This is a genomic window from Amniculibacterium sp. G2-70 (assembly GCF_014353055.1).
GTDB classification, from domain to species: Bacteria; Bacteroidota; Bacteroidia; order Flavobacteriales; family Weeksellaceae; genus Amniculibacterium; species Amniculibacterium aquaticum.
This window is the reverse complement of sequence record NZ_CP060698.1, coordinates 2,595,714-2,622,174: the sequence shown is the minus strand read 5'-3', so window position 1 is coordinate 2,622,174 and position 26,461 is coordinate 2,595,714. Positions and strand designations below refer to the sequence as shown.

The 26,461-nt window shown below is 32.0% G+C and carries 25 protein-coding genes; all 25 read left to right on the top strand.

The annotated features are described in order from the left end of the window. Positions 1–194 precede the first annotated feature (194 nt). Positions 195–1,217 carry a hypothetical protein gene (locus H9Q20_RS12225; protein WP_187477921.1) on the top strand — a complete coding sequence of 341 codons (1,023 nt, stop codon included), beginning with the start codon at positions 195–197 and terminating at the stop codon, positions 1,215–1,217. Positions 1,218–1,220: 3 nt separating this feature from the next. After that, positions 1,221–2,162, top strand: a complete 942-nt coding sequence (locus H9Q20_RS12220) for an STING domain-containing protein (RefSeq protein WP_187477920.1) — start codon at positions 1,221–1,223, stop codon at positions 2,160–2,162. Positions 2,163–3,517: 1,355 nt separating this feature from the next. Then, positions 3,518–4,579 carry a serine hydrolase gene (locus tag H9Q20_RS12215; RefSeq protein WP_316248107.1) on the top strand — a complete coding sequence of 354 codons (1,062 nt, stop codon included), beginning with the start codon at positions 3,518–3,520 and terminating at the stop codon, positions 4,577–4,579. Positions 4,580–4,778: 199 nt separating this feature from the next. Beyond that, positions 4,779–5,213, top strand: coding sequence for a hypothetical protein (locus H9Q20_RS12210; RefSeq protein WP_187477918.1), 435 nt, complete (start codon positions 4,779–4,781; stop codon positions 5,211–5,213). Then, positions 5,210–5,938, top strand: a complete 729-nt coding sequence (locus tag H9Q20_RS12205; protein ID WP_187477917.1) for a pirin family protein — start codon at positions 5,210–5,212, stop codon at positions 5,936–5,938. The genes H9Q20_RS12210 and H9Q20_RS12205 overlap by 4 nt, the downstream gene beginning before the upstream one ends. A gap of 162 nt (positions 5,939–6,100) precedes the next feature. Next, positions 6,101–6,895 (top strand): hypothetical protein, encoded by a 795-nt coding sequence (locus tag H9Q20_RS12200; protein WP_187477916.1) that lies wholly within the window; start codon positions 6,101–6,103, stop codon positions 6,893–6,895. A 294-nt stretch (positions 6,896–7,189) separates the two neighbouring features. Beyond that, on the top strand, positions 7,190–8,038 hold the full coding sequence (locus H9Q20_RS12195) for a CsgG/HfaB family protein (RefSeq protein ID WP_187477915.1): 849 nt from the start codon (positions 7,190–7,192) through the stop codon (positions 8,036–8,038). A 9-nt stretch (positions 8,039–8,047) separates the two neighbouring features. Next, on the top strand, positions 8,048–8,908 hold the full coding sequence (locus H9Q20_RS12190; RefSeq protein ID WP_187477914.1) for a DUF6175 family protein: 861 nt from the start codon (positions 8,048–8,050) through the stop codon (positions 8,906–8,908). Further along, entirely contained in the window at positions 8,909–9,802 is an 894-nt protein-coding gene (locus H9Q20_RS12185; RefSeq protein WP_187477913.1) for a hypothetical protein, read from the top strand. A gap of 119 nt (positions 9,803–9,921) precedes the next feature. Continuing rightward, entirely contained in the window at positions 9,922–10,065 is a 144-nt protein-coding gene (locus H9Q20_RS12180) for a hypothetical protein (RefSeq protein WP_187477912.1), read from the top strand. Between the two features lie 614 nt (positions 10,066–10,679). Beyond that, positions 10,680–11,021 carry a type II toxin-antitoxin system RelE/ParE family toxin gene (locus tag H9Q20_RS12175; protein WP_187477911.1) on the top strand — a complete coding sequence of 114 codons (342 nt, stop codon included), beginning with the start codon at positions 10,680–10,682 and terminating at the stop codon, positions 11,019–11,021. Position 11,022: 1 nt separating this feature from the next. Next, on the top strand, positions 11,023–11,313 hold the full coding sequence (locus H9Q20_RS12170) for a helix-turn-helix domain-containing protein (RefSeq protein ID WP_187477910.1): 291 nt from the start codon (positions 11,023–11,025) through the stop codon (positions 11,311–11,313). Positions 11,314–11,544: 231 nt separating this feature from the next. Next, on the top strand, positions 11,545–12,360 hold the full coding sequence (locus tag H9Q20_RS12165) for a M23 family metallopeptidase (protein ID WP_124643384.1): 816 nt from the start codon (positions 11,545–11,547) through the stop codon (positions 12,358–12,360). A 241-nt stretch (positions 12,361–12,601) separates the two neighbouring features. Further along, a complete protein-coding gene (locus H9Q20_RS12160) occupies positions 12,602–12,883 on the top strand; it encodes a hypothetical protein (RefSeq protein WP_187477909.1) in 282 nt (93 codons plus the stop codon). Further along, a complete protein-coding gene (locus H9Q20_RS12155) occupies positions 12,867–13,253 on the top strand; it encodes a hypothetical protein (protein WP_187477908.1) in 387 nt (128 codons plus the stop codon). Before H9Q20_RS12160 ends, H9Q20_RS12155 begins: the two co-directional genes overlap by 17 nt. A gap of 758 nt (positions 13,254–14,011) precedes the next feature. Continuing rightward, positions 14,012–14,737, top strand: coding sequence for a YoaK family protein (locus tag H9Q20_RS12150; protein WP_316248106.1), 726 nt, complete (start codon positions 14,012–14,014; stop codon positions 14,735–14,737). 785 nt (positions 14,738–15,522) lie between these two features. Then, entirely contained in the window at positions 15,523–16,440 is a 918-nt protein-coding gene (locus tag H9Q20_RS12145) for a hypothetical protein (protein WP_124643358.1), read from the top strand. Positions 16,441–16,589: 149 nt separating this feature from the next. Next, the gene (locus H9Q20_RS12140) at positions 16,590–16,841 is read left to right on the top strand and encodes a type II toxin-antitoxin system ParD family antitoxin (protein ID WP_124643243.1); all 252 of its coding nucleotides are present in this window, start codon (positions 16,590–16,592) and stop codon (positions 16,839–16,841) included. Then, a complete protein-coding gene (locus H9Q20_RS12135) occupies positions 16,838–17,140 on the top strand; it encodes a type II toxin-antitoxin system RelE/ParE family toxin (RefSeq protein WP_187477907.1) in 303 nt (100 codons plus the stop codon). Before H9Q20_RS12140 ends, H9Q20_RS12135 begins: the two co-directional genes overlap by 4 nt. 892 nt (positions 17,141–18,032) lie before the next feature. Next, the gene (locus H9Q20_RS12130) at positions 18,033–18,335 is read left to right on the top strand and encodes a helix-turn-helix domain-containing protein (RefSeq protein ID WP_187477906.1); all 303 of its coding nucleotides are present in this window, start codon (positions 18,033–18,035) and stop codon (positions 18,333–18,335) included. Then, positions 18,332–19,609 (top strand): DNA cytosine methyltransferase, encoded by a 1,278-nt coding sequence (locus H9Q20_RS12125; protein ID WP_187477905.1) that lies wholly within the window; start codon positions 18,332–18,334, stop codon positions 19,607–19,609. Before H9Q20_RS12130 ends, H9Q20_RS12125 begins: the two co-directional genes overlap by 4 nt. Positions 19,610–19,618: 9 nt before the next feature. After that, on the top strand, positions 19,619–20,497 hold the full coding sequence (locus tag H9Q20_RS12120; RefSeq protein ID WP_187477904.1) for a hypothetical protein: 879 nt from the start codon (positions 19,619–19,621) through the stop codon (positions 20,495–20,497). A gap of 913 nt (positions 20,498–21,410) precedes the next feature. Further along, on the top strand, positions 21,411–22,814 hold the full coding sequence (locus H9Q20_RS12115; RefSeq protein WP_187477903.1) for a hypothetical protein: 1,404 nt from the start codon (positions 21,411–21,413) through the stop codon (positions 22,812–22,814). A 1,271-nt stretch (positions 22,815–24,085) separates the two neighbouring features. Beyond that, positions 24,086–25,717 (top strand): hypothetical protein, encoded by a 1,632-nt coding sequence (locus H9Q20_RS12110; RefSeq protein ID WP_187477902.1) that lies wholly within the window; start codon positions 24,086–24,088, stop codon positions 25,715–25,717. Further along, positions 25,671–26,390 (top strand): DUF6705 family protein, encoded by a 720-nt coding sequence (locus H9Q20_RS12105; protein WP_222933878.1) that lies wholly within the window; start codon positions 25,671–25,673, stop codon positions 26,388–26,390. The genes H9Q20_RS12110 and H9Q20_RS12105 overlap by 47 nt, the downstream gene beginning before the upstream one ends. Positions 26,391–26,461: the final 71 nt, after the last annotated feature.

Here is a 26,461-nt window from a genome sequence, read left to right as displayed (position 1 = left end):
ATGCGGAGGTCAGGCTCTTGCGTTGAAATTTTTGAGAAATTATTCGCAAAAAGCCCTTTCCTTTTCCTAATTTTTGTATTTTAGCAAAAGAAAAATGGCTTTTTGCTTGGTGTTGAGATTGCATAAATACTTGATAATCAAAGTCCGCACTTCACAAAGCCGCAAACCGTTATCTGCAAAACTAAAACAACCATATGCCAAAAAATTACACAAAAAGATTAGAAAGTTTACAGAAAAGAAGATTTGACGACAATTTAGAAAAAAGTATATTATCGGAATCTTTTAAAAGAAGTGATATTGGACAAAGTGCTAAATACACTTTAGAGAGTATGAAGCCAATTGAAAGTTCTTATACTCAAAATACTATTAAAGCGGCTGAAAATATACAAAATAACTTGAAGGAAAAATTAAAGAGTGAATATAATTTAACATTCAGACATCAAGGTTCTACAATTACTGACACACATATAAAAATTCATAGCGATATTGATATTTTAGTTTTTACAGACACTTTTGAGACATTAGAAAATCCACAAATTCCTTCTAATCCTTATCAAGGCAATCCTGTTGAAGATCTAATAACTTTGCGAAAAAAATGCTTTGAAAAACTTGATAATACCTATAATCAAGTTGATGATTCAAATTCAAAAGCAATACAAGTTTTTCCCACACAACCTAAAAGAAAAGTGGATGTTGTTATTTGCAACTGGTTTAATTCTAATTTATGGAAGGAAAGAAATAATGAAATTTATAGAGGTATATACTTTTTAGATAGAGATAAAAAACAAAGAATAAAAGATTTTCCTTTTGCACATATACACCAACTGAAAAATAAATCTTTAAATACAAATAAAAACTACAACAAAGTTGTACGCATATTAAAAACTTTAAAGGTAGATGCTGATTATGAAATAAAGCTTTCAAGTTTTGAAATTTGTTGTTTAGTTTATGATATTGAAGACAGAAAATTGAATTTACCTGAAACATCTTCTTTATTATTGCTAAATGTTGCGTCAGAACAACTAGCTAAATTAATCGACAACAAATTGTATCGTGAAGGTCTTAAGTCACCGAATGGTACTGAATATATTTTTCCGAACGAAAACAAAGTAGTTGAATTAAAGAAATTAAAATTAGAAGTTGATGAACTTATAATTGATGTTTCAAAAGAATTAGCTTCCCAATACAAATCTCTTAATGAATCTTTTATATATTAAATTATGAAACCACGTATTTTTATAGGCTCTTCTGGAGAAGGTTTAAAAGTTGCAGAATATATTAAACATAAATTACAAAAAGCAGAATTTGAAGTCTATTTATGGACTGACGATATATTTAAAGCAAATAATAGTGTATTGGAGACATTATTAAAAGAAGCTAGTCTTTTTGATTTTGGAATTATGGTTGCGACAAAAGATGATTTTACTAAAAAAAGAGATAAAGAATTTGAGACAGCTCGTGATAATGTAGTATTTGAATTCGGACTATTTTTAGGTAGATTAGGAACTAATCGTTCATTTGTTATTCAAGAAAAAGGAACGGAATTACCATCAGATTTATATGGAATAACAGTTCCCAGATTCGAAATGTCAGACAACTTAAATAGCAATTATGAGCTTAATACTGAAATTGATAAAATTGTAAAAACAATTAAAGAAAAAATTCAATTGGGAGAGCTTGGTCTTTTACCTTCAACGGTATTAGCGATAGGTTATTTTGAAAATTTTGTATCATTGATTTGCGAATCATTAAATTTGTTAAATGAGTTGGAAGTCAAAGGCAAAAAATATAAAAAATTCCAATTTAATATTGTAATACCAAAAGATTTAGACGCAGATATAAAAAAACGTGCTAAAATTTATTTCAAAAATAAAAGCTTGGAGGAGATTGAAATCCCTTCCTCATCAAGATCTTATCCAATTCATATACAATTCGATGACGATTCAATTGAGGAAACTTTACAATTATATGATATGCCAACAACAATTGGAGGTATAGATAAGGCAATCGAAATGTTTATGCGTAAAGGACACATTGGTAAAACAGAACAACAAAAATTATTAGAAGAAAGAGAATTAAGAAACTTCCAAACTACATTAGAGAATTTAATTGCAAATGATGCTTTTACAAAAGAAATGGTAAAAGTTATAACTGAAGAATAGTTCTGCAGATAACATCGGTTTGGCAATATGGCGGCTGAAGTGCTTCTATGAAACATTTGTGCAAGGTTCAACATCAGTAATTCTATTAAACTTTTGTGCTAAAAATCCGCCACATCGCCAAGCCGAAAAACGTTGTCCGTAATATTTGAAGAGCGTTATCAAATCGAAGATTTTGCAAATTTGAACATTTATTGACCTCTACCCTGCTGATTTCTAAATTTTATGCCGAATAATTTCTGCGTGAAAATTTGAAAAATTAAGCTGAATATCTTGCTGAAAATTATCCTATTGATTTTTGGAAATTGTGCTGAATATCATACTGAAAATTATTCCGTTTTGACCGTGCTGATTTTTAAAATATTGGGTTGAGGAATCCTGAATATCTGTCTGAAAAATTGAAATTAACTTGGCGAAAATTATCAGTCGGAATTTCTTTGGAAATACGCTTCTTTTCTCTTTGTCGTCCTTGATTTTCAACTTCTCGAACTGAATTTAACCCAGTTAAATTCGCCCTCGAATTGAAAATACTACGGACAACAGACGGTTTTGTGAAATGCGGAGGTTAGGCTCTTGCGTTGAAAGTTTTGAGAAATTATTCACAAAAAAGCCTTTTTCTTTTACAAATTTTTGTATTTTAGCAAAAGAAAAATGGCTTTTTGCTTGGTGTAGAGATTGTATAAGTACTTGATAATCAATGTCCGCACTTCACAAAGCCGCAAACCGTTGTCCGTAATATTTGAGGAGCGTTATCAAATCGAAGATTTTGCAAATTTGAAAATTTTTTGAACTCTACCCCGCTGATTCCTGAATTTTATGCCGAATAATTTCTGCGTGAAAATTTGAAAAATTAAGCTGAATATCTTGCCGAAAATTATCCTGTTGATTTTCAAATATTGGGTTGAGAATTCCTGAATCTGTGTGCGTGAAAAATTGAAGTGACTTGGCGAAAATTATCAGTCGGAAATTCTTTGGAAACACGCTTCTTGTCTCTTTGTCGTCCTTGATTTTCAACTTCTCGAACTGAATTTAACCCAGTTAAATTCGCCCTCGAATTGAAAATACTACGGACAACAGACGGTTTTGTGAAATGCGGAGGCTGGGCTCTTGCGTTGAAATTTTTGATAAATTATTCGCAAAAAGCCTTTTTCTTTTCCTAATTTTTGTATTTTAGCAAAAGAAAAATGGCTTTTTGCTTGGTGTTGAGATTGCATAAGTACTTGATAATCAAAGTCCGCACTTCACAAAGCCGCAAACCGTTAGCGGTCATTGTATAACGACACTCAGACATAATACGATTTAACTTTTTGGCAATGCAACAGTCTAACATCAAACTAATTTTAAAAATTATGAAAAATATGAACTTATTATTATTTGCATTACTGTTACTGACAAGTTGCAGCAAAGATGACGACCCGACACCGACCACCCCAGACACGCCAATGTATTTTCCTGCAAATACAAGTTCTGAATGGGAAACAACACCAGTTTCGGAATTAGGTTGGAACCAAAATGCTATTCAACCTTTAAAAGATTTTCTTGCCCAAAAAAGGACCAAATCGTTTATGATTCTTGTAAACGGAAGAATAGTGATGGAAGAGTATTTTAACGGACATACTGCAAACGCAGACTGGGAATGGAACAGTGCCGGAAAAACCTTGGTTTCTGCCACAACCGGAATTGCCCAACAAGAAGGTTTATTAAACATCAACAATAAAGCATCAAATTATTTGGGAATAGAATGGACAAGTATGCCGCTGGAAAAAGAAAACCTGATAACGGTTAGAAACTTACTGACAATGACTTCGGGAATTGACGACACCAAAAAGTTAGTGGTAAAATCTAACCTCACTTATGTTGCCGATGCAGGAACAAGATGGGCTTATGGCAATGTCTTTCAAAAACTAACCGACATAGTTACACAAGCCAGCAACAAAGATTTTGAAACCTATTTTAACGAAAAACTGAAAAACAAAATCGGAATGAATGGTTATTGGAATTTCGGAACGATTTACACTATTTATTACAGCAACACAAGAAGTATGGCAAGGTTCGGACTTTTGGCATTAAATAAAGGCAAATGGAACAACGAACAAATAATAAATGAAGCCTACTTTAACGAGAGTATCAATTCTTCACAAAACATCAATCCTTCTTACGGCTACCTTTGGTGGCTGAACGGAAAATCAAAATATATGGTTCCTGGCGCACAAACCGTTTTTCAGGGTTACTTAGTTCCTAATGCACCGACCGATATGTATGCAGCAATGGGTGCGAAAGACCAAAGAATTTATGTAGTGCCGAGCAAAAAATTGGTTATTGTAAGAATGGGAGAAGCTTCTGACCCGAACAATCCAAACTTTGCTGTTTCAGGATTTGACAACGAACTTTGGACAAAAATAAATGCCGTAATAAACTAAAAACAACGAACCGCTAACAAGGTATTGCCAAAAGCGGGGCTGAACGGCTTCGATTGGACATTTGTGCAAGGTTCAACTTTGGTTCTTCGATTGAACTTTTGTACTAAAAATCCCCGCCTTCGGCAATACCCAAACCGTTAGTGGCAATTAAACGACAACACTCACGAAACAACAAAACAGTAACTTAAAAATTAAACAAATGAGAAAAGTAGTATTATTATCGATTGGAATTTTCGCATTGACAGCTTGCAACAATCAAAAAAGCAATTCTTCGGAAAATAAAGAAGAACAAACCGTAACAGAACAATCAGCCGTTGGCGGAGATAAAGACGAACACGGCTGTCTTACTGCAGCTGGCGAAACTTGGAGTCAACTCAAGCAAAGCTGTATTCAAATTTTTAACGTAGGACAACGCTTAAACCCTATTGAAACCAAAGACGGAGAAGCTGTAATCAGTGCTTTTGTGCTGTTTAATGATGACAAATCCGAAGCGGAGTTGTTTTTGCCAAATACCCAAAGCAACACAATTTTAAAAATAACCGATAACCAAAACTATGAAAGTGGAGAATACAAGTTTGACGTTAATGAATCCACTTTGTACATAAACAATGAAAAGAAGTATAAGGCAGAATGATTAAAAAAATAGAAAACGACAAAAAGGTCGGCAACGCCCATATTAAAATCCTATATCCTGGAAGTGTTATTGAAAATTCAAATGATAGTGGATTAGGAAGTATCGGAAGAATTGACCACGCCAACATCGGGGGAAATGTAACTATCAAAATGCACCCGCATATAAATGATGATATACTTTCCTATTTCCGTACTGGACACGCTGTGCATACCGATTCGGAAGGATTTCAGGCAATCGTTTCCAGAAACAAGCTAATGTTGATGAAAGCGGGAAAACTCTTTTATCACGAAGAAACAATGCCCGAACCTTTGGAAGGACTTCAGATATTTATCCGACCCAAATCCAAAGACCTGAAACCTGAAGTTGTATTTCAAGACCTGAATGAAACGGATAGTGTTGATTCTTGGAGATTGCTTGCTTCGCCTACTGAACAGACACAATTACAGTTTTCGAGCGAAACGTGGATATACGACACGAAACTAACAAACGGAAAAACAATTGAAATGCCCGACTTGCCAAAGAATGAGCTGACTGGTTTGCTTTATGTTTTTCAGGGAAATGTAGTGCTGAACAATGACATAAGTCTTCTAAAAGGAGAATCTGTCCTTTTCAAGAACGAACAAATTGATATAAATGCTTTAGAAACATCGGAATTAGTGCTATTCATTACAGACGAAAATTCCGAATATTATGATGATGGAATGTATAGTGGAAACAAACATTAACTGCCACTAACACGGGTTTTGCGTCAGGCGGGCTGACGTGCAAACTTGGAGCTTTGTGCTTCGAATAAACTTTAGTAATAAATTGAAACTTTGTGCTCCGAAACCCGCCCGAACGCAAAGCCCGAAACCGTTAGCGGCAAGCTAAAAACCGAACTCACTATAATGGGACACGACATTTCACCAATTGCAAATCATAAACTAAATACCAAAGATGTAAAAGTTTTGGCGGAAGATATTTGTTCTCGTATCGATATAAATATTGAATATGGTTATTGGGGACAAAAAGAACATTTTAAACTTTTAGGAGAAAACAAAGATGATGAAAATGTCATTTTGGGCAAAATTATAAAAAACGAAAAATTCAAAACATTTAGGTTAATAGATGAAAGTTACCAATTAAAGCAATTACACCAAAAGTATGGTGATAACTTGTTTTATAATCCTGAATATTGGATTTATTATGATGGTAAATTACCTGAAGAGAAATGGATTAACGAAGAGCGAAAAGAGCTTGTGATACCTAATTTCGAATTGACTTTGATTTCGAGTGACGAAACAGAATACTTATCAATTCACAAAGAATTATATTCAAACGATATTCCTTATTACTCACGTTGGTGGTCATTTTGCAGATTATTCACAGAAAGCAACTTTGATAATTTTGAATACTTAGAAGGACTATTAGAGTTTAGAAAAGAGTTAATGAAATATACTTTAGCTTTTGGAGGAGATAAAATATATTATTTAGACGATCAAAGCAGCGTTCTCGAAGGAGTTGGACAAGGTTCTGAATGGGAATTAAGTTGGACTGAATTTGAAAAATTTGTTGCAGACAAAACTTTGCCTCTAATGCTGGATATTCCACAATTTTTAACGAACAGAAATTACAGAAATGAATTTATAGAAAAGAAGGAATATCCATTAAGCTTTATTGACGACTTTTCGGACATTAAATAGCCAGCCGCTAACAAGGTATTGCCAAAAGCGGGGCTAAAGTGCGAAATTCAACGTTATTGCCTCTATTCCGCCAAAAACGAATTTTATTCGTTTTTTTATTAAATTTACTTCATAAAAATTCGTTTTGGCTCGCCTCGGTGCTGAATTTAAGCTTTCAGCCATAAATTCCCCGCCTTCGGCAATACCCAAAACGTTATCGGCAAGATTATAACAAAACTGTATAAAATAAGGATTTCCGTAATATTAATTTAAAATTAAAACATAAATTTGTAACATATTTAAACTATTATAATAATGAGAAAATTTTTACTACTTGCTTCGTGCTTTATGGGAACATTCACAATGAATTTATTTGGACAAAGCAAAACAATCGTCGGGATAATGCCTTTCACAGCTAATGGAAGTGAATACAGAAATAATAATACCGTAATTGCAATACAGGATGCAGTTTCCGAAGCGTTTCTCAATACAAAAAGATTTACACTTGTAGAAAGAGAAAAAATGCAAATGTTAAGAGAGGAAAAGAGACAACAAACAAGTGAGGAATTTATTGACGGTAAAGTTGTGGAACAATCAAAATCTTTAGGAGCAAGTTATATAGTGACTGGAAACATAATTAAGGCGGGGATTGAAGAAAAAGAGAGTGAAGCTTCAATATTAACTGGTCTTGCTGGTTTAGGTAGTATTCCTGCAAGGAAAGGTGTTGTAAGTTTTAATTTAAAAGTTATAAATGTTGAGACAGGAGAAATAATTGCTTCTGAAAAGTTTGATGCTGAAGAAAAAGGAAAAGATGGTTTTGCAAAAGCGTTAGAATTAGTAAAGCCTAAAATCAAAGAATTTATAAAAAATAATTTCAAAGCAACTGTTAGTATTGCGTCTGTTGAAGATAAAACTAATGGAAAATTACTAATTGCAGGAGGTTCCTCTGTTGGAATAACAGTTGGAACTAACCTAAAAATATATGAAGAAGCTGAATACAATATTGATGGGAAAAGAACAATTAGAAAAAAAGAACTTGGAAAAGCAACTGTTGAAAAAGTTGAAGATGAAAGTTTTTCTATTTGCAAAATAACAACTTACGCTCCTGATATTATAGCAAAAATTGAAAATGGGGCAAAAGTAAAATGTGAAATAATTCAATAATTTTTTAGAATGAAAAAAATTATAATAGCGTTTTTTATTGCATTTGCCTTTTCAAAAGCTTTTTCGCAAAATACTAATCTACCAAAAATTATGGTAATTCCATTTACTAAAGATGGAGAGGATTTAAGAACTGTTTTGGATGATAATATATTAACAAGAATTGCTTTAACAAAAGTTAAAGAAGGTTTTGATAGTCGTAGTTTCACTACTGTTGATTTCGTTGGAAAACTAAAATCCGCAAAGGATAATCAAGTTTTTACAATGGATAATCAATCCGATATTAAAGCAAAAATTTTAGAATTATCAGGTTCTGACGTATATATTGTAACAGAAACATCTACAAAATCAGATGCTTCAGGTTCAAGTGCTACTGTAATAATTTCAGGGTATGAAACGGCAACTGGGAATTCAATTGCAAACAAAGTTTCAAATTCTGGGAAATTTCAGACAAATGATATTGAAAAACTTGTTGCTAAAGCAGTAGAAAAATCAATGGATGAATTTACTTTTATGGTAACAGACAAATTCAATCAAATTTCTAAAAATGGACGTTCTGTATTATTAGATTTTGGTTTTTCTGAAAACTCATCAATTAATATGACAACAGAAATTGAAGGAACTGGACTCGCATTATCCGATTTACTTGAAGAGTGGATTTCTAAAAATTCATTAAATGGCTCTTATCATATTCAAGGAACAACAAATCAAAAAATGATTTTTGATGAAGTGAAAATTCCACTAAAAGACAAAAATTCAAATAATTATACTTCTACAAAATATGCATTAGAGATTTTTAAATATCTAAAATCTTTGAATCTTGATATAAGTAAGGAAGTTAAAGGCGCAACAATTTTTATAACATTTAATTAGATGAAATATTTATTAACTATTATCAATCTAACATTTTCAATCATAATGTTTGGACAAAATAACTTTACACTAGGACTTTTATTACCAGAACCAAGTTCTAACATAAATGAAACTGGAATTTCAAGGTTAGAAAATAAGATGATTAGTTTGGTTAACAAATCAGATGCTTTTTCTTATGGTTACACTAATGATTTTGTTTTAAGTCCAATTGTTGATGTTGGAGAATCTGGACTTGTTCAAGGAGGTTTAGAAAATTTGGCAGTTACAAAAGTAGAAATAACTTTTTTAATCAAACAAATTTCAACAGGCAAAACCTATGGAACAATCTCTAAAACATATAAAGGAAGCGGGAAAAACCAAAATTCAGCGATTACAAATAGTTTTTCGCAAATAAATCCAGCTGATAAATCAATTCATCAATTTTTAAGTGAATCCAAAGAAAAAATAGAGAAATATTATTCAGAAAATTGCTCAAAAATCATTCAAAACGCTATTAATATTGCAAAGTCGGGAGATTATGAGCAATCTATAAGCTTACTCCAATCAATTCCTGACACAGGTAATAATTGTTTTGCAAGTGCTCAACAATCATCTTTAAATTATTATAAACTTTATCAAAAAAAGCTATGCTCTAATAATTTAACAAAAGCAAAGAGTGAAATTGCCTTAAATAATTTTGATAATGCGGTTTATTACCTACAATTCATAGATAATGAATCGGCCTGCTATAAAGAGGCTGAAAATTTAATAAATCAAATTTCTTCCAAAATAACCAAAAAAGAAAATCAAGAATTTGATTTGGAATCTAAAAGAATCAATGCTATTAAAGAAATTGGGAAAGCCTATTACTCTAACCAAGCAAAAACCTTGAATTATACTGTAATTGTGAGATAAAAAATCCTGCCGATAACATGGGCTTTGCAAGATGCGGGGTTGAAGAAAATCTCAGAAAAATTATAGAAAATACCCGCAAAAAACTTTTCCATTTTTTAGTTTTTTCGTAATTTTAAAAAATGGAAAAACTTTTTGCTAGCGTTCGGCTCTCCTCTCCACTTTCGGTTGCTGTAGCCCGCACCTCGCAAAGCCCTTTTCCGTTGTCCGTAATATTTGAGGAGCGTTATCAAATTGAAGATTTTACAAATTTGAAAATTTTTTGACCTCTACCCTTCTGATTCCTGAATTTTATACCGAATAATTTCTGCGTGAAAATTTGAAAAATTAAGCTGAATATCTTGCCGAAAATTATCCTGTTGATTTTCGAAAAATTGTGCTGAATATCATACTGAAAAATATTCCGTTTTAACCGTATTGATTTTTAAAATATTGGGCTGAGGAATCCTAAATTTGTCGTGAAAAATTGAACTTAACTCGGCGAAAATTATCAATCTGAAATTTTTTGGAAACACGCTTCTTTTCTCTTTGTCGTCCTTGATTTTCAACTTCTCGAACTGAATTTAACCCAGTTAAATTCGCCCTCGAATTGAAAATACTACGGACAACAGACGGTTTTGTGAAATGCGGAGGTCAGGCTCTTGCGTTGAAAATTTTGAGAAATTATTCGCAAAAAGCCATTTTCTTTTCCTAATTTTCGTATTTTAGCAAAAGGAAAATGGCTTTTTGCTAAGTGTAGAGATTGCATAAGTACTTGATAATCAAAGCCCGCACTTCACAAAGCCGCAAACCGTTAGTGGCTATGCGATAAAAACTCAACCCGAAAGAAAAGTTTCAATTATTTTTTTGAAATTGGTAACTTTTATGTTACATTTGTAAAATGAAAGTAAGAGAAGTCATAGCATTCAAAAATTATTTCGAGGAGTTCCTTATGGAACAACCAAAAAAAGTCCAAGATAAAATATTCAAAATTATTGAAGCTATCGAAACTCTTGAACGAGTTCCTTCTAATTATCTAAAACACTTAACTGGAACAGATGGTTTATATGAGGCAAGAATACAATTAGGTTCAAATATTTGGAGAGTATTTTGCTTCTTTGATGGTGAAAAACTAGTCGTTTTAATGAATGGTTTTCAGAAAAAAACTCAGAAAACACCAAAAAACGAGATAGAAAAAGCGACTAAGATAATGAATGACTACTATAATCAAAAAAGAAAATAATATGGAAACTAAAAGTTGGAAAAATATAAAAGATGATGTTTACGGAAAAATTGGAACTGAAAGAAGAGACGAACTTGAAAGAGATTTTGAATCTTTTAAAATTGGTTTGATGCTGAAAAAAGCCCGTGAAGAGAAACATTTGACACAATCTGCTCTTGCTGAAATAATTGATAAAAAGCGTGAATACATCTCAAGAGTTGAAAATAATGGAAGTAATTTAACGCTAAAAACTTTGTTTGACATCGTGGAAAAAGGTTTAGGCGGAAAAGTAAAAATATCAATAGAAGTATAATTCGCACAGCCACTAACAAGCAGTTTGGCGCAATGCGGGGAAAATTATCCATAGAAAAATTTTAAACATTTATTCGCCATTGCTTTTTGATTTCACTTTTTTTCTTAATTTAGTTGCATAAAAAAGCAATGGCTTTTTGTAGTGATAATAGAAAAAGTTTAACCATTAATCCCGCACTGCGGCCAAGCTGCCAGGCGTTATCTGTAATCGCATGACCAACATACTGCTAAAATGAAATATTTAAAATTTTATTTTTTATTATTTATAATTATCGGTTGTAGGAGTAATAATTTAACAGAGACTTCAACAGTCAACAAAGAACAAGCTTCTATATATTTAAATTATGAAATTACAAAAGAAACAATCATATTTGACATCAGAAATTCATTATTTGCACCAATTACTGTACGCTTAGATACAGATGATTCTATTTTACGAAATAATTTTAATACGATTACAATTCAAAAATTAAAAGACTCTATTTTTGCAATCAAAAACACAACTTTAACTGAAAAAAATTTGAAGTTCAAGGTGGAATTAGGAGATGTAAAAAAAGAAATTACCCATAAAACTCTGCAACTACCTTTCTCAAATGGTAAATCATATAAGATTTTGCAATCCTACAATGGTAGTTTTTCACATAATACAAATGAATCAAGATATGCTATAGATTTTGCAATGAAAGTAGGTGATACAGTGTATGCCGCTGATGACGGTTACATTGTTGGAATAGTTGATTTTAATAATAAATATGGAAATGATAAGTCATTTGAAAAATTTGCGAATTTTGTCACTACCTATAATGATGAAACTGGCATTTATTCTCAATATGTACATTTACAAAAGAATAAAATTTTAGTAAAAATTGGAGATAAAATAAGTAAAAATAAACCAATTGGCTTAATTGGTTTATCAGGATTTATAGATGGTGAACATCTACATTTTAATACATTTATACCTACAGAATCAGGTAGAAAATCAATTCCTGTTAATTTTGAAAAATATAAAGGTGAGGAATTAAAGAGAGATGATATTGTAACCCATTAATTGCGACTACAGATAACAGGGTATTGGCAAAAGACGGGTCGAATTTTGTCTTTGAGAATTCAGTTAAAAATATCCGCAAAAATGCTTTTCATATTTCTTTTTTACGTAATTTAGAAATCTGAAAAAGCATTTTGCTCAGGTTCGGTTTTACTTTGAAATTGTCTGCAAGGTAGCCCGTCCTTCGCCAATACTTTTTCCGTTATGCGACATTACATACAAGAAAACTCTTTAAAAAAAATAAATGGAAGAAAAAAAAATGAACACTGATAAGTTTATTTCTCATTTAAACCAAAAATGGGGAAATAAACCTTGTCCAATGTGTGGCACCAACAATTGGAATGTATCAGACACAGTTTATGAACTTAGAGAATTTCACGGCGGAAATTTAGTGTTAGGAAATGGTCCTATAATTCCAATAATTCCCGTAACCTGTACTAATTGTGGAAATTCAATATTTGTAAATGCTTTGATGTCAGGAGCTATAGAAAAACCTAAAAATGCAGAAAATGAGCAATCAAAGTAACTTTAACATTTCACAAGAATATGAAATAATTCCGCACCAAAAAGGTAAAGCTTACGTTATAAGTGTAAAAGAGTGGGAATTTCTTAAAGAAAAAGTGAAAAATATCAAAATTGAAATCAATGAATTATACACAATAGGATATTTACTCTTGGGTGCTGGAATATCTTGTTTAATTTCAATATTCGCAACGGATTTTAAAAATGACACTTATAAATATATTGTTTGGATAATATTTGGACTTTGTATTTTAGGAGCAATAATTTCGCTAATATTTTCCAAAAAAATTCATAAAATAGAAAAATCTAAACCATCCGAAGTTGTTACACAAATGGAACTTATTGAATCTCGTTTTGAATCAGAGAAAAAGTAACGTCGCATAACAAGGGTTTTGCGATAGTGGGGCGAAACTGCAAAGTTCAACGGCAGTTCTTCGGTTCAACCTTTGTGCAAAATTGAAGATTTTCGCTTCGATTGCCCCACCATCGCAAAGCCCCGAAACGTTGTCCGTAATATTTGAGGAGCGTTATCAAATTGAAGATTTTGCAAATTTGAAAATTTATTGACCTCTACCCTTCTGATTTCTAAATTTTATGCCGAATAATTTCTGCGTGAAAATTTTAAAAATTGAGCTGAAATTCATGCTGAAAATTATCCTATTTATTTTTGAAAATTGTACTGAATCTCATGCTGAAAATAAATCCGTTTTGACCGTGCTGATTTTTAAAATATTGGGTTGAGGAATCCTGAATATCTGTCTGAAAAATTGAAATTAACTTGGCGAAAATTATCAGTCGGAATTTCTTTGGAAATACGCTTCTTTTCTCTTTGTCGTCCTTGATTTTCAACTTCTCGAACTGAATTTAACCCAGTTAAATTCGCCCTCGAATTGAAAATACTACGGACAACAGACGGTTTTGTGAAATGCGGAGGTCAGGCTCTTGCGTTGAAATTTTTGAGAAATTATTCGCAAAAAGCCCTTTCCTTTTCCTAATTTTTGTATTTTAGCAAAAGAAAAATGGCTTTTTGCTTGGTGTTGAGATTGCATAAATACTTGATAATCAAAGTCCGCACTTCACAAAGCCGCAAACCGTTATATGCCATTTTAGAAAACCGAACGACCCGAACAAATTGACCAAAAAAGATATGTTTAGACACAAAGGAAAGACAAGAACATTAACACACAATTTGAGAATTGCTTCTTTGTTGTCTTTTGTTGCAGGTGTTGTAAATGTTGCTGGATTTTTGGCAGTTCAAAAATTGACAACAAACGTAACAGGACATTTTGCCTTTTTTGTGGACGAAGTTTTTAAACAAAATTTTTGGGAAGGACTAAATTACTTTCTTTACATTTTGTTTTTCTTTTTGGGTTCGTTCTTTTCGAGCTTTTCTATTGAACTTACGTCTAAAATAAACGACAGGCTAATTTATAGAATTCCAGTTGTTGCAGAAAGTTTGATTTTAATATCGGTTGCAATATTTGGACAAGAAATAATTTCAAAAGCACCGAATATTTTAGCATATTCCTTACTTTTTGCAATGGGTTTACAAAATTCATTGGTAACAACAATTTCAAATGCAACTGTGCGGACAACACATTTGACAGGACTTTTTACAGACTTGGGAATTGAACTATCTCAACTATTCTTTTATAAGTTAAAGGAACAAAAAGACAAACTCTATTCATCTATAAAATTACGTTTGACAATTATTAGCTTTTTCTTTTTTGGTGGACTTCTTGGCGGAATTTTTTATTCGACAATTAATCTTTATGTATTAGCATTTGCGGGTTTATTGCTTCTCATAGGACTAATTTATGACGACATTAAACTGAAATTAAAAAGACAACTGAGATGACGAAAAGAAAAACGGCATATAACATCGGTTTGGCAATATGGCGGCTGAAGTGCTTCTATGAAACATTTGTGCAAGGCTCAACAGTAGGAATTCTATTGAACTTTTGTACTGAAAACCCGCCACATCGCCAAGCCGCAAATCGTTGTCCGTAATATTTGAGGAGCGTTATCAAATTGAAGATTTTGCAAATTTGAATGTTTTTTTGACCTCTACTCTGCTGATTTCTAAATTTTATGTCGAATAATTTCTGCGTGAAAATTTTAAAAATTGTGCTGAAATTCATGCTGAAAATTATCCTGTTGATTTTTGGAAATTGTGCTGAATATCATAGTGAAAAATATTCCGTTTTAACAGCGCTGATTATTAAAATATCGGGCTGAGGAATCCTGAATTTGTGTGCGTGAAAAATTTAAATTAACTTGGCGAAAATTATCAATCTGAAATTCTTTGGAAATACGCTCCTTTTCTTCTTGTCGTCCTTGATTTTCAACTTCTCGAACTGAATTTAACCCAGTTAAATTCGCCCTCGAATTGAAAATACTACGGACAACAGACGGTTTTGTGAAATGCGGAGGTCAGGCTCTTGCGTTGAAATTTTTGAGAAATTATTCGCAAAAAGCCTTTTTCTTTTCCTAATTTTTGTATTTTAGCAAAAGAAAAATGGCTTTTTGCTTGGTGTAGAGATTGCATAAGTACTTGATAATCAAAGCCCGCACTTCACAAAGCCGCGAACCGTTATAGCCAATGCTAAGTGACGACATCAATAAAAAGAAAGAATAACTAAAATGGGAGCTTGGGGAACAGGAATAAGTTCAAACGACACGTATGCTGACATATACGAGCAATTTTTTGACTTGTATAATGATGGACTTTCAGTATCGGAAATTACAAAAAGACTTATTGACGAAAACCAGGAGACAATAAATATTGAAGAAGATGCACCAAACTTTTGGTTTGCTATTGCAAATGCACAATGGGAATGCAAAGCACTTGAAAAAGAGGTATTATTAAAGGTTGAGCATATCATCAATAGCGGGGAAGACATCAGAATTTGGAAAGAATTAGATGCATCACCTACGGACTTAAAGACAAGAGAAAAAGTTCTAAACAAGTTCCTATCCAAACTTCAAACTGAAAAAGACAAACCAAGAAAACGGACTAAGAAGAAATTATACAATTCCATTTTCAAAAAAGGAGACTGTCTAGTTTATAAAATGGATAATGGAAATTACGGTGGGGCATTCGTTCTGACTGACGAACAAGAAACTGAAGTTGGGACAAATTATATTGCAATAACAACAATAGACAAGTTAGACAAACCAAGCATTGAAGATTTTAAAGTTGCAGATGTATATGTGAAGCGTGTTAATGAAATAAGTTTCAAAGGAACAGAAATGCATAAAGAGTGGGTTGACCAGCCTCAAATTGGTGGCTTTTCCGCAATACTATTTAAGAATCACAACGTAGACATTGAAGTAATCGGACAAATTCCAATACAGAATGAATATAAAATAAACAGACAAATAGGTTTTGGATGGATTGCCTTAAAATCGACATTACCGTTTAAAGACGAATACATAAAAATAAATGGCGTTCCAACCAAGACATTAAAACTATCAGAGCTGACAGAAAGCACTGGCTATAACAGCACCTTGCCAAAAGCGGGGCGTTCGTGGTGGCAGAAACTTTTCGGCTCCGAATAAACATTAGTGGTAGCTTGACAGATGGTGCTCCGAAAGCCCCGCCTTCGGCAAGTTGCCAAACGTTGTCTGCAACCATTTCAGAGCAGAACTCCAAATAAAAATTTTGATTTTATACCAATACTTGGTATATTTGAATCAAATTAAAAGTTATGGCTAAAAATACATCGATTTTGTTGGGCGACTATTTTGACAACTTCATAAACCAACAAATTAAAAGTGGAAAATTCACTTCGGCAAGTGAAGTTGTACGAACAGCATTAAGAATGTTTGAATTTGAAGAATCTAAAAAAACGGAATTGATAAACGAACTGAAAAAAGGAGAAAAATCAGGCTTCGTTAAAGAATTTAACAGAGAAAACTTCCGAAAAGAACTTCATCAAAAACATCTTGCTGAAAAATGAATTACAAAATAAGCGTTGAAGCAAAGAATGACATTGAGAAAATTTGGCTTTACACTTTTGAGAATTGGTCGCTCAAACAAGCTGACCGCTATTTTGATTTGATAATGGACGAAGTTGAATACATTGCTGAAAACCCAAATTCTGGAAAGGATTATAGTGATGTAAGAAAAGGATACTTGAGAAGTCGAATAAAATCACATTTCATTTTCTACAAAGTGAACAAAAAGCAAAATGAAGTAGAAATTATTAGAGTTCTACACCAAAGCATGGATATTGAAAACAGACTCAATGACGAATAAAAAAGTATGGCTGCAGACAACAGACGGTTTTGTGAAATGCGGAGGTCAGGCTCTTGCGTTGAAATTTTTGAGAAATTATTCGCAAAAAGCCTTTTTCTTTTCCTAATTTTTGTATTTTAGCAAAAGGAAAATGGCTTTTTGCTTGGTGTAGAAATTGTATAAGTACTTGATAATCAAAGTCCGCACTTCACAAAGCCGCAAACCGTTGTCCGTAATATTTGAGGAGCGTTATCAAATTGAAGATTTTGCAAATTTGAAAATTTATTGACCTCTACCCTTCTGATTTCTAAATTTTATGCCGAATAATTTCTGCGTGAAAATTTTAAAAATTGAGCTGAAATTCATGCTGAAAATTATCCTGTTGATTTTCGAAAAATTGTGCTGAATATCTTGCTGAAAATTATCCTGTTGATTTTCAAATATTGGGCTGAGAAATCCTAAATTTGTCGTGAAAAATTGAAGTGACTTGGCGAAAATTATCAATCTGAAATTCTTTGGAAACACGCTTCTTTTCTCTTTGTCGTCCTTGATTTTCAACTTCTCGAACTGAATTTAACCCAGTTAAATTCGCCCTCGAATTGAAAATACTACGGACAACAGACGGTTTTGTGAAATGCGGAGGTCAGGCTCTTGCGTTGACATTTTTGAGAAATTATTCGCAAAAAGCCTTTTTCTTTTCCTAATTTTTGTATTTTAGCAAAAGAAAAATGGCTTTTTGCTTGGCGTTGAGATTGCATAAGTACTTGATAATCAAAGTCCGCACTTCACAAAGCCGCAAACCGTTGTGTGCTATACCTTGACAACCGCTACCGACAAACTAAACGAAGAAAAATTGAAAATATTTTTACAATTAAAATAATTAGACTAATTTTGTCTAAACGAATAATGTCTAATGAAAACATTTGGAGAAATAATTAAATCAAGACGTGAAGAACAAAATTTGTTACTTCGTGAGGTTTCTGCTTTGACGAGTATTGACCAGTCCATTATTAGTAAATTTGAAAAAGGAGAACGAAAACCATCAAGAGAACAGGTCTTAAAATTTGCAGAAATATATAATTTACCTCAAAACGATTTAATTATTGCTTGGCAAAGCGACAAAGTAGCATACGATTTGTTACAAGAAAATGACGCAGAAGAAATTTTAAAAGTTGCTGAATCTAAAGTTAAATATCTAAAAACTATAAAGAAATGAAAAAGAATTTATTATCACTTTTTTCAGGTTGCGGTGGAATGGATATAGGTTTTGAAGGTGGCTTTAAAATTCCAAAAGCAACAATAAACACAGCTATTCACAAAGATTGGATTCAAAAAGAAGATGAAATAAATTACTATTTGAAAGAAACTTTTTTTGAAACAAAATTTGCAAACGATATTAGCGAACACGCTAAAATCACTTGGAATGATTATTTTTCAAAAAAGAGAGGATACGACTTAAACGGAACTTTCAAAGTTGGAAGTATTGTAGATATTGTAAAAGAATACAAAAACGGAAATACAAATATATTTCCTCAAAATGTAGAAATAGTTACAGGAGGTTTTCCTTGTCAAGATTTTAGCGTTGCTGGAAAAAGAAAAGGTTTTAATTCTCATAAAGACCATAATGGTAATATTATAAATACATACATTCCTACCGAGGAAACAAGAGGAAAGCTTTATATGTGGATGAAAGAAGTTATTGAAATTACTTTACCAAAAATATTTATTGCCGAAAACGTGAAAGGATTAGCTAATTTAGGTGAAGTAAAAGATATAATCCAATCCGATTTTTCTAATATTAATGGCGATGGATATTTAGTTTTATCCCCAAAAGTTCTACACGCTGGACAATTTGGAGTTCCACAATCAAGGGAACGTATTATTTTTATTGGATTTAAAAAATCTGCTTTGACAAAAGAAGCACTGGAGGAACTTTCAAAAAAAGAAATTTCCGAAAAATATAATCCTTATCCAATTCCTACGCATAGATTAAACGGAGAAATGCACTATTCTTCTGTTGAGCATTTGATGAAAATGTTTACACCAAGCAAAGAAGTTTTATTGGATTTAAACGAACCTGAAGAAACAACTGATTTATCTCAAATGTATTACTCAAAAGCAAAGTTTATGGGCATACATTGTCAAGGGCAAAAAGAAATTGAATTAGATAAACTTGCCCCAACAATCCGTTCCGAACACCACGGAAATATTGAATATAGAAGATTAACTGTTGAGAACGGTGGAAGAAAAATTGAAGAATTAAAAAGTGGATTAAAAGAAAGACGTTTGACATTGAGAGAATGTGCAAGAATTCAGACATTTCCAGATGATTTTAATTTTGTAATTCCGCAAAATGAAAAAAACACAAAATTTGCAGTTAGTCCTTCGGTTGGTTACAAATTAGTTGGTAATGCAGTTCCACCACTTTTGGCATATCACATTGCAAAAAAAATAGAATCAAATTGGGAATTTTACTTTGACAAGAACTAATAAATATAGATGAATACAACTCAAAATTTACTAAACTCATTTCTAATTATTTATTTCTACAAGATAGAAAATGAATTAAATACGACAAAAAATGGTCTTGAAACAATAAAATTTCAATCGGAAGAAGCCAACACAGACGAACACTTGAAAAAGTATTTTCAAGAATTTTTACTTAAACACAATGATTTATCAGATGTGAAGCTAAAAAAGTTATCTGTAAAAATTGATTCCGAAGAGCATACAATAGATATTGAAAATTTACAATCGTATAAAATTATAAACGTATTATTGCCAGAACAATTAAGTGTAGAACAAAAGAAATCAATTACAGAATCAAAAAAATCAGTTTACACAAGTCCCGATTTATATCTAAAAATCACAGACGGTACTAATATTTATTTTGAATCTGTTGAATTAAAATCAACAAAAGAGAATAATATTCCTGGTTCAAGTGTTCAACAAGTCTCTCCTTTTGAATGGGTTATTTTTGTAAAACGAGACAATGAAAAAGTATTGGTTACAACTGGTTTCTACATAAACAGCATAACTGAAAAACTGCCTTTTCCTGACAGAAGTCCAAGACCTCAAATCGGTTTTAAAACACTTTTAGAATGGAATAAAAAATATAGAAAAGTTGAAAATGAAGTTTTGACAATTGAAAATATAACAGAAATTAATAATAACAAAATCAAACTTCTCACAGACTGGCAAGATTTTTTAGCAACTGAATGGTTAGAAATAATCAAATCAGAAGAAAGTAGAAATAGCGAAAAATGGTTTAACAATGCAATCAGAAAGTTTGCTTTGAAATTTTTAGATTATACAGACAAATTAACAGAATCGGATAAACAAAATTTAAAAAGTAACTTGACAAAATTAATAAAATAGCAACCGTGAAGATGGCACAGCACACAACAGCAGTTTGGCAAAATGGCGGGTTCAGTGCTAAATTGAACATTTGGTTTTCAAATAAACTTTAGTGCTAAAATGAAAGTTAATGCTTCAAAATCCGCCACTTCACAAAGCCGCAAACCGTTAGCGGTAATAGCTCCCTCACTATGCGAAGAAACATTTACTACTTTGAACCTTTAAAAAAATATGACATATTATCAATATCAATCTACTTAGCAATAAGTGTGTTTGTTTTATGTTTTTATAACTTTACAAATTCAATAGAAGCTAGGAAAGCGATTCTCTTCGGATACACATTTTCTACTAGTATGTTTCTTTACCTATTTAATTATGCTTCTCTTAGAAATCTGAGTTCATATTTTATCTGGCTTTCAATATCAATTGTTCATTTTGTATTTTATTTTAATCTAAAAGATGATTCAAGTTTACAAAATATAAATGGACACGCCTCGACAGGATTGAGAAACATAGCTATTTTATTAGTGTTCTACCAAATACTACGATTTGTAAACATTAAAGTACAGAATCAAGAATTTGTTGCTCCTTCTAGAGGATCTAGGACTGATATTATAGAAGGAAGAAGAATCAATATGATTGACTATATTTCATTCGTATTATATATGATACTTTTATTTTTACTAGAATTTAAATTTTAAAGTAATGCTACTACCGCTAACACGGTATTGCCAAAAGCGGGGCGAAAGTTGTAAATTCAAAGTTTGTACTTCTATCTCCGCCAAAAACGAATTTTATTCGTTTTTTATTTTTAAATTTAACTCACAAAAATTCGTTTTGGCTCGCCTCGGTGCAAAATCGAAACTTAAAGCTTCGATTTCCCCGCCTTCGGCAATACCCAAAACGTTAGCCACAATTATAGAACAACAGCAAAATGTCTGAACCAAAAATAAACGAAGACTTCCTTTTACTATTAGTTGACAATAACGGACTAATTGAAACTTCAACAATTACCATTGACAATCACTTTGAAAATGAAACACTGACTTTAAAAGGATTGTGCCAAGGGGAAAATGACAATATCAATCAAATAACATTATTTCTTAGCACCACATTAAAACCTAAACTACCGAACAAAATTTTCAATTATTGTAAAGAATTAGACAAAGCTTATCAAAGTGTAATTGTAAATATCGAAGAAGGAATAAAAGATATTTTAACCAAAAGAGACCTAATTTATACAAACGAGAAAATAGCAGTAAAAGAAGAAAAGGATTTTAATCTTGGCAAGAATATAGACGATTTAAAAAATCAAATTTTTGAAAGGATTACTTTGTGGTTCAAAGTTTTCAATATTGAATTTGCTTATGAAAAAGCCAAAAAAGTTCCTAATATGCTCGTTTATTCTCATAGAATTAGTGGTTGGTCTAATCCAGAATATAGAATAACAGATAATCTAAAACAGCAGGTTAAAACTAATTTTGGTTATGGTAGTGTAAGTTACTTTTATTCATTATTGACATTCAAAAATATTCAAATAACACCATTTTCAGAATGGATTGATTACAGATATTCAAATTTTTCAGAAGTTATAAGATACACAAGAAGTTTTAGAAGTAGAATTGCCGTTCTTGATGATAGAGACAGATTAAGATACTACAAAACAAAAATTGAAAATACTTATTGGAATAATGCTATTGAATTTACCAAAAATGCAGCAAATTTGTCTCTCACAAATGAAAAAGAATTTATAGAAAAGTACATTATTGCAGAATGCGAATTTTTAGTAAATGGATTAGAGAATTTTTACAGTGAAAGTGAGTTTGATTTTGTTGACGAGAACCAAGTTAATGTTGAAACCGATAAAATCATTAGACATAGAGTTGACATAAAAGGATATGAACTAATTGATTTTAGAACTGAAAAAATCATTGGTGCTTTGGACTTTATAACCAAGATTATTGAATACAGTCAAATTGTTCCGACAAACGAATATATTGACAGACTAATTTTGATTAATAAACGGTTTATTCCAAATGTATATTCTGCTTTAAATTTTCAAAAAGAAGAGCTTAAAAAGGCACAAAGTGACTACAATGTATTCTTAATTAAACACAATGAACTTGTAGAAAAGCAAAAATTCTATCAAACAGAACGAATAAAACTAAAGGCTGATTTTGATAAACAGTACAAAGATGAGTATTTGGAATTTAATGAAAGCTTAACCAAATCGCTTGAAGAACAAAAACAGCATAATCATAAAATTAAATTACATACGGACAACATAAATAAATTGACAAACTATATCAACAAATACAAAGACTTTATAAAAGAATAACTGTGGCTAACAAGGTATTGCCAAAAGCGGGGCTGAACGGCTTCGATTGGACATTTGTGCAAGGTTCAACATTCGTTCTTCGATTGAACTTTTGTGCTAAAAATCCCCGCCTTCGGCAATACCCAAACCGTTGTCCGTAATATTTGAAGAGCGTTATCAAATCGAAGATTTTGCAAATTTGAACATTTTTTGACCTATACCCTGCTGATTTCTAAATTTTATGCCGAATAATTTCTGCGTGAAAATTTGAAAAATTAAGCTGAATATCTTGCCGAAAATTATCCTGTTGATTTTCAAATATTGGGTTGAGAATTCCTGAATCTGTGTGCGTGAAAAATTGAAGTGACTTGGCGAAAATTATCAGTCGGAAATTCTTTGGAAACACGCTTCTTGTCTCTTTGTCGTCCTTGATTTTCAACTTCTCGAACTGAATTTAACCCAGTTAAATTCGCCCTCGAATTGAAAATACTACGGACAACAGACGGTTTTGTGAAATGCGGAGGCTGGGCTCTTGCGTTGAAATTTTTGATAAATTATTCGCAAAAAGCCTTTTTCTTTTCCTAATTTTTGTATTTTAGCAAAAGAAAAATGGCTTTTTGCTTGGTGTTGAGATTGCATAAGTACTTGATAATCAAAGCCCGCACTTCACAAAGCCGCGAACCGTTGTCCGTAATATTTGAGGAGCGTTATCAAATTGAAGATTTTGCAAATTTGAAAATTTATTGACCTCTACCCTTCTGATTTCTAAATTTTATGCCGAATAATTTCTGCGTGAAAATTTTAAAAATTGAGCTGAAATTCATGCTGAAAATTATCCTGTTGATTTTCAAATATTGGGCTGAGAAATCCTAAATTTGTCGTGAAAAATTGAAGTGACTTGGCGAAAATTATCAATCTGAAATTCTTTGGAAACACGCTTCTTTTCTCTTTGTCGTCCTTGATTTTCAACTTCTCGAACTGAATTTAACCCAGTTAAATTCGCCCTCGAATTGAAAATACTACGGACAACAGACGGTTTTGTGAAATGCGGAGGTCAGGCTCTTGCGTTGAAATTTTTGAGAAATTATTCGCAAAAAGCCCTTTCCTTTTCCTAATTTTTGTATTTTAGCAAAAGAAAAATGGCTTTTTGCTTGGTGTTGAGATTGCATAAATACTTGATAATCAAAGTCCGCACTTCACAAAGCCGCAAACCGTTGGCAGAAATGGTCTAAAAACGAGAATCCAAAGTAGTCAACAATTTAAAAAATTCTAACACAAAAAAATTGTTGACTATGATGAAAAACAAAAAACTGAAAATTTTCGTTTATCTGACTGTTCTACTAGGCTTCTTAGTCTCGTGCCGAACAGATTTCGTAAACGAACAAATCGTGAAGAGTAATAATACTTCTTCACTTGCTTCAAGGAGAATTTCTTTAAAAGAAAGTTCTCACCGACAAAAATTAACTCCCATACTTTCAGAACTAAAAAAAAATCTAAACAGTGAAAACACATCTGGGAAAAATGTTAATTTTGGTGATAGTATAATGATTGATACTGATAATATTATCATGATCGAAAATAGCCTAAATTATCACACTTATACCTTTGCGGTCAAAAGAACCAATGCTAAGCCTAATGACCCAATAGAGAATTTATTGCTCTCACCATTACCAAATGGGACTTATAGAGAATTTTGGATAACTTACTATCTAACTGAAATTGAAAAAAAACAGTACCAAAACAGCGAATTTATTATTCCTAAAAACAAAATAAAAACTGTAGAAATTATTCCAGGTACATTTGTTAACGGACAATTGGCACAAGTGATGTTACAAGATTGTGAGGATTATACTTTTTTTGCTGGTTATACAAAATGTGGTTCTGGAGAACATAAAAACGGACAACTAGCTGGTGATCCTAATCTTGGATTTTGTAATTCTACTAAACTTTCTGTACCAATATTCACCACCATTACCGTTTGTGAAAGTTTTAATATTGCAGATAATGGAGGTACTGGTACAGATTGGATGTTTGGTGGAGGAAATAATGGAAACACAGGTGGCGGTATTTTTTCATGTCCAGATTGTCCTGCTCCAGAGCCTTGTGTACAAGTACCAACATCGCCAACACCTTCAACTACAATTACTGATGAAAATGGTTGTGTTGTAGGTTTGCCAACAACACCAAATATTGGTATTGATAATACACCTTGTAATCAATTAAAAAAATTGAAAGAAAAGCCTAATTTTCAAAACAAGATGTCGGAATTAAAAAACAATGTAAAAACAGGAATAAAAGAAAAAGGATTTATGTTTCACACCGATTCAGACCAAACAAAAGAATTTTCGCCAGTATTAGAAGGCGGCAGCCCTTACAATGATGTTGATATTAATTTTGAACCTTACTTGCAGTCAATCTCTACAGATTTATTATACAGAACCTACGGTTCGGCACATGATCATCTTGAAAATAACCCCGAACATATTGGTGTTCCTACTCCCGAAGATTTAAATCAATTATTACTTTATGGAATGCTTGAAACCAAAATCGACAATCCATATCGCTCTGATACGCCAACAAAGGCCATCGTTATGGTTCCTACTAAAATTGGCTTATTCGCCTTGAAAATCAATGATATTGATAAATTGAAAGCATTTATTAAAAAATATATGAAAGACTGGACAAAAGATGATGTTGAAATATTTATGGTAGATTGGTTTCAAAACCCGAAAGAATACAACATTCGTCCAACTTCAACTCATGATGAACAAGTAACAGGTTTTTTAAGATTTATGCAAGATGAGGATCTTGGCATAGATTTTTTTGAAGGTGATAAAGCAACACTTGGAAATTGGAGAAAATTGGAATTAGTAAATAATGGAAACGGGAATTACAGTTATAACCAAACTCCTTGTAACTTATAAAATAAAAATTATGAAAAATTTTATAAAAAATATACTCATACTAATAAGCGCTAATATTTCATTTACTATGAATGCACAAGTAATTGTAGATATGTCATCCGATGTAGTTTTACCAACAAATTATAATCAAACTGGGCAATATTATGAAAAAGATGTTCATAATTATTTGAACAGATTTGTTGGAACTTGGGAATACATCAATGGAAATCAAAAGTTTCAGATTATTCTTACCAAGTTTGTCAAATATCATGACATTGCACCTAAGTTAAACCTAAATGTGTACAAGGATAGAATTTCAATTCAGTATAAAAAATTTGAAAATAATAATTTAGTTTTCGAGTCACCTTTACCAGATTATCCATCGTTCAGAACTTATGACGGTGTGGAGTTAAAAGGCTCTGTAACAGATTATGGAAGATTAACAATTGAAGTGAACAGACCAACATTTGGTTTTTTAGAACCATTTACATTACACAAAGGCGGAGAGTATTTCTATCCTGACTGTATGATTGAATTACAGCCATTATCTTTAACTGAACCACCAAAAATAAAATTTAGTTTATATTTCTCTAGAGAAACAGGAGGTTTTGGAAACCCTCATAATAATCCAGCTTACAATGGGCAACCTCTTTTTAGTATTCCAAGCAATATAATTATGACTAAAGTACCATAAGAAACCACTTCTGCCAACAGACGGTTTTGTGAAATGCGGAGATTGGTCTCTTGCGTTGAAATTCCCGAGAA

Coding starts and splice junctions, on each gene's coding strand:
- H9Q20_RS12165 (WP_124643384.1), top strand. CDS start 11,545: ATGAAATATTTAAAATTTTATTTTTTATTATTTATAATTATCGGTTGT.
- H9Q20_RS12200 (WP_187477916.1), top strand. CDS start 6,101: ATGGGACACGACATTTCACCAATTGCAAATCATAAACTAAATACCAAA.
- H9Q20_RS12170 (WP_187477910.1), top strand. CDS start 11,023: ATGGAAACTAAAAGTTGGAAAAATATAAAAGATGATGTTTACGGAAAA.
- H9Q20_RS12205 (WP_187477917.1), top strand. CDS start 5,210: ATGATTAAAAAAATAGAAAACGACAAAAAGGTCGGCAACGCCCATATT.
- H9Q20_RS12130 (WP_187477906.1), top strand. CDS start 18,033: ATGAAAACATTTGGAGAAATAATTAAATCAAGACGTGAAGAACAAAAT.
- H9Q20_RS12125 (WP_187477905.1), top strand. CDS start 18,332: ATGAAAAAGAATTTATTATCACTTTTTTCAGGTTGCGGTGGAATGGAT.
- H9Q20_RS12190 (WP_187477914.1), top strand. CDS start 8,048: ATGAAAAAAATTATAATAGCGTTTTTTATTGCATTTGCCTTTTCAAAA.
- H9Q20_RS12175 (WP_187477911.1), top strand. CDS start 10,680: ATGAAAGTAAGAGAAGTCATAGCATTCAAAAATTATTTCGAGGAGTTC.
- H9Q20_RS12120 (WP_187477904.1), top strand. CDS start 19,619: ATGAATACAACTCAAAATTTACTAAACTCATTTCTAATTATTTATTTC.
- H9Q20_RS12105 (WP_222933878.1), top strand. CDS start 25,671: ATGGAAACGGGAATTACAGTTATAACCAAACTCCTTGTAACTTATAAA.
- H9Q20_RS12220 (WP_187477920.1), top strand. CDS start 1,221: ATGAAACCACGTATTTTTATAGGCTCTTCTGGAGAAGGTTTAAAAGTT.
- H9Q20_RS12210 (WP_187477918.1), top strand. CDS start 4,779: ATGAGAAAAGTAGTATTATTATCGATTGGAATTTTCGCATTGACAGCT.
- H9Q20_RS12225 (WP_187477921.1), top strand. CDS start 195: ATGCCAAAAAATTACACAAAAAGATTAGAAAGTTTACAGAAAAGAAGA.
- H9Q20_RS12195 (WP_187477915.1), top strand. CDS start 7,190: ATGAGAAAATTTTTACTACTTGCTTCGTGCTTTATGGGAACATTCACA.
- H9Q20_RS12140 (WP_124643243.1), top strand. CDS start 16,590: ATGGCTAAAAATACATCGATTTTGTTGGGCGACTATTTTGACAACTTC.
- H9Q20_RS12215 (WP_316248107.1), top strand. CDS start 3,518: ATGAACTTATTATTATTTGCATTACTGTTACTGACAAGTTGCAGCAAA.
- H9Q20_RS12110 (WP_187477902.1), top strand. CDS start 24,086: ATGATGAAAAACAAAAAACTGAAAATTTTCGTTTATCTGACTGTTCTA.
- H9Q20_RS12135 (WP_187477907.1), top strand. CDS start 16,838: ATGAATTACAAAATAAGCGTTGAAGCAAAGAATGACATTGAGAAAATT.
- H9Q20_RS12160 (WP_187477909.1), top strand. CDS start 12,602: ATGGAAGAAAAAAAAATGAACACTGATAAGTTTATTTCTCATTTAAAC.
- H9Q20_RS12145 (WP_124643358.1), top strand. CDS start 15,523: ATGGGAGCTTGGGGAACAGGAATAAGTTCAAACGACACGTATGCTGAC.
- H9Q20_RS12180 (WP_187477912.1), top strand. CDS start 9,922: ATGGAAAAACTTTTTGCTAGCGTTCGGCTCTCCTCTCCACTTTCGGTT.
- H9Q20_RS12115 (WP_187477903.1), top strand. CDS start 21,411: ATGTCTGAACCAAAAATAAACGAAGACTTCCTTTTACTATTAGTTGAC.
- H9Q20_RS12155 (WP_187477908.1), top strand. CDS start 12,867: ATGAGCAATCAAAGTAACTTTAACATTTCACAAGAATATGAAATAATT.
- H9Q20_RS12185 (WP_187477913.1), top strand. CDS start 8,909: ATGAAATATTTATTAACTATTATCAATCTAACATTTTCAATCATAATG.